The organism is Vicinamibacterales bacterium, from assembly GCA_036496585.1.
Classification (GTDB): domain Bacteria; phylum Acidobacteriota; class Vicinamibacteria; order Vicinamibacterales; family 2-12-FULL-66-21; genus JAICSD01.
In genome coordinates, this window is sequence record DASXLB010000053.1 from 1 (window position 1) to 3,895 (window position 3,895).

The window sequence follows — 3,895 nt, forward strand, 5'->3', positions numbered from 1 at the left end:
ATGAGATCGTTTCGCTAGAGGCCTGGACTAGACAAGATCGCAGAACTGCTGGCTGGCCAATGACATTTGAGGAGCGTCAGCAGGCGATTGCCGACATTAGGCTCATTCCAGCGGTACCCGAGGATGTTCAGATCACCTTCAGACGGGCGAAAGACTCTTACATCTGCGGTCACTTCAGATATGACTTCTTCACTGTGTCGACCCACTACGCGGCTTTGGCCGTTGAGGCCGCGATCAAGGCGCGGTGGAGTGCGGGGCTCCCTCAAACGGTGACGGTGTCGTGCGACGGCGCTAGTACCGAGGTGGCCTTTCCCACGTACACTAGACTTCTTAGCGTTTGTCGAAGTCGCGGGTGGCGTTCACGACCTCTCGCAAATGGCCAGCGGCTGCCCACGTTTCCCGACGGGCTTCTTGATTGGCTGGTGCGACAACGCATCGTGACCGGATGGGACCGAAAGCAACTCAAGGGAATGCTGTCGATGCGCAACGCGCTCTCACACGTCGAGCACGCTTCAACTGAGACTCCAGCGACAGGCGTCCTCCGGCTGGCGGCCGAACTGATCAACACGATGTTCGCAACGTTGGGCTCGAATTGTGTTTGACACGAGGGCTACCGGCAAGCACGAGCGGCGGTCTAGTGGAGGCGAAATGAGCCGAGACCACGTCCTCTTCCTTCGAACGCGACGCCCGCTCGGACAAGCCTCCGGCAAGCTACCAGCACGTCCCATGGGATCGCATCTAGCAGGCTGCTGAAAAACGCGACGTAACAGGGATCGACACCGGCGATCACTCGTACTACGATCGTGCGCATGCGCGGCGACGATCAGCAGTCCGGTCACCTCTTCAGTTACCTTTCGCCCGAGCAGCGGGTCCCGGCCGATCATCCCTTGCGGGTGATTCGGCAGATGACCGACGCCGCGTTGCACGAGCTCTCGCCGCACTTCGAGCGGCTCTATGCGACGACCGGCCGGCCCTCGATTCCGCCCGAGCAGCTCTTGCGGGCGCTGTTGCTGCAATCGCTGTACTCGGTGCGCAGCGAGCGGATGCTGATCGAGCAGCTCGAATACAACCTGCTCTTTCGCTGGTTCGTCGGCTTGGCGATGGACGATCAGGTGTGGACGCCGACGACCTTCACGAAGAATCGCGAGCGCCTGCTGTTGGGCGACATCGCCGCCGCCTTCTTCCGCGCGATTCAGGATCAGGCGCGCGCGGCCGGCCTGCTGTCCGATGAGCATTTCACCGTCGATGGCACGTTGCTCCAGGCGTGGGCGAGTCACAAGAGCTTTCAGCCGCGCGACCGCGGGCCCTCCGATCCGCCCGACAATTCGGGCAATCCCAGCGTCGATTTCCGTGGCCAGACGCGGTCGAACCTCGGTGGACACCCAAATCCGGCCATTGATCGACACTTCAAACCCGGCCATTAACTGACGGCGCCCGAGACGTTGACGAGGGCGGGGGCGATGGTGTCCCTCGTCCGGATGAGCAATGTCTTGGACCAGCAGAAGCAGCACGACATCGTCGCCCTGGGGCGCGTGGGCTGGTCGCTTCGTCGGATCGAAGCGGCCACCGGCGTGCGCCGCGAAACGGTGGGCGAGTACCTGAGGGCGGCGGGCGTACCCGTGCGCGGGCGGGGCCGGCGGAGCGAAGCGGCGGCAAAAGCGGCCATTTCGTCGCCCGAGGTGTCCACCGACCTTGCGGCAAAACCGGCCATTGTGTCGGCGGTGTCCACCGACGCGGCGCCAGCGCGCGCACCGACCGCCAGTGCCTGCGAGATCTATCGCGAGATCATCACCGACGCGTGCGCGCGCGGCCGCAACGCGATGGCGATCTGGCAGGACCTGGTCGATGACCACGGCTTCACGGCCCGGTATGCCAGCGTGCGGCGCTTCGTCCGGAGCCTGCGCGAGACGCCGACCGCCGAGGCGCGCGTCGTCATCACGACCGCGCCGGGCGAGGAAGCGCAAGTCGATTACGGCGAAGGGCCGATGGTGCGCGATCCGGCCAGCGGCAAATACAAACGCACGCGCCTGTTTGTCCTGACGCTCGGGTACTCGCGCAAAGCCGTGCGCCTATTGGTGTGGCGCTCGAGCGTGCAGATCTGGGCCGAGTTGCACGAGCAGGCGTTTCGTCGGCTCGGCGGTACCGTGAAGGTCATCATCCTCGACAATCTGAGAGAGGGCGTGCTCACGCCCGACACCTACGACCCCGCACTCAGTCCGCTCTATCGCGACGTGCTCGCGCACTACCGCGTGGTCGCGCTGCCGTGTCGCGTGGGCGATCCGGATCGCAAAGGGAAAGTCGAAGCCGGCATCGGGCACACGCAGAAGACGCCGCTGAAGGGCCTGCGCTTCGAGACGCTGGCGGCGGCGCAGGCGTACCTCGATCGCTGGGAGGATCGCTGGGCCGACACGCGCATTCACGGCACGACCAAGCGCCAGGTCGCCGCGATGTTTGCCGAGGAGCGGCCGGCACTGGGGCCGCTCCCACTCGAACCGTTTCGCTATTACTGCTTCGGCACGCGCACAGTCCATCTCGATGGCTGCGTCGAAGTCGAAGCCGCGTACTACGGCGCGCCGCCGGGCTGGCTCGGCCAGCGCGTCCAGGTCCAATGGAATGATCGGCACGTCCGCCTGATTGATCCGACGACCGGCCAGCTCTTGCGCGAGCATCTGCGCACGCGCCGGGGCTGGCATCGGATCGCCGAGGGTGATCGCCCGGCGCAGACGCCCAAGCCGGTGCTCGGGCTGCTGGCGATCGCGCGATCGGCCGGTCCGCACATCGGCCTCGTCTGCGCCCACATCCAGCAGCACGACGGCGCCGCCGGCGTGCGCCGGATGCAAGGCGTCCTGCGCTTGGCCAAGCAGCATGGCCCCGCCGTCGTCGAGGACGCGGCGAAAGCGGCTGTCGAGCTCGGCGTCTTCACGTATCACTTCCTGCGCCGCTATCTCGAGCGGCGCCCGCCCGTGCCGCTCACGCTCCGCCAAGTCGATCCGCTGATCCGCCAGCTCTCGCTCTACCGCGACCTCATTGATCGCAAAACAGGAGACCGCTCATGAATCTCGTCGAAGTCGACGCCGCCCTCCGTAAACTCCGGCTCTCCGGCATGGCCGCCGTCCTCGAAGCCCGGCTGCATCAAGCGCAGACCGAGCGCCTCGCGCCACTCGATCTCGTGGCCACGCTCGTCAATGACGAGCTGCAGCGCCGGCAGGACCGCCTCTTTGCGCGCCGTCACGCCCAGGCGCGCTTCCGGGACGCCGACCGCGCGCTCGATAGCTTTGATTTCACCTTCAACCGGAAGCTCGACCGCGCCCTCGTCTTCGACCTCGCGACCGCCCGTTTCATCCAGCAGCGCGAAGATGTGCTTTTCCTCGGGCCGCCCGGCACCGGCAAGAGCCATCTCGCCCAAGCGCTCGGCCGCGCGGCGATCCAGCAGGGGTACCGGGTGATCTATCGCGAAGCGCACACGCTGCTCGAAGAGATTGCCGACGCGTCCCTCGACGGCACCCGGAAAGATCTGCTCGCGGATCTCGCCACCGTCCCACTGCTGATCGTCGACGACCTCGGCATGCGCAAGCTGCCGCACACCGCGGCCGAGGATCTGCTCGAACTCATCATGCGGCGCTACGAACGGGCGTCCACGATCCTGACGTCGAATCGGCCGGTGGACGATTGGGGCAAGCTGCTCGGCGACACCGCCGCCGTGACGGCCTTGCTCGATCGGCTGCTCCATCACGCGCACGTGCTCAAGTGCGGACCGCGCAGCTGGCGCACGAAGCTCCAGACCGACTTGCGTCCTGAGGCCGTCGCGAAGTAGAACTCACCAGTCTCGGCCGCCGGCGGCAATGGCCGGTTTTGACCTGTCCACGAATGGCCGGATTTGAAGTGTCCACCGAGG

Annotated in this window: 3 protein-coding genes and 1 pseudogene; all 4 read left to right on the forward strand. The window is 65.8% G+C overall.

Annotated features, from left to right (window positions below):
• Nucleotides 1–602, forward strand: a 602-nt coding sequence (locus VGI12_16730) for a hypothetical protein (GenBank protein ID HEY2434323.1), incomplete at its 5' end; no start/stop codon positions are given.
• A gap of 207 nt (nt 603–809) precedes the next feature.
• A pseudogene (locus tag VGI12_16735) lies at nt 810–1,319 on the forward strand (IS5 family transposase).
• Between the two features lie 159 nt (nt 1,320–1,478).
• On the forward strand, nt 1,479–3,056 hold the full coding sequence (istA, locus tag VGI12_16740) for an IS21 family transposase (protein ID HEY2434324.1): 1,578 nt from the start codon (nt 1,479–1,481) through the stop codon (nt 3,054–3,056).
• Nucleotides 3,053–3,814, forward strand: coding sequence for an IS21-like element helper ATPase IstB (gene istB, locus VGI12_16745; GenBank protein HEY2434325.1), 762 nt, complete (start codon nt 3,053–3,055; stop codon nt 3,812–3,814). The genes istA and istB overlap by 4 nt, the downstream gene beginning before the upstream one ends.
• The last annotated feature ends 81 nt before the right edge of the window (nt 3,815–3,895 follow it).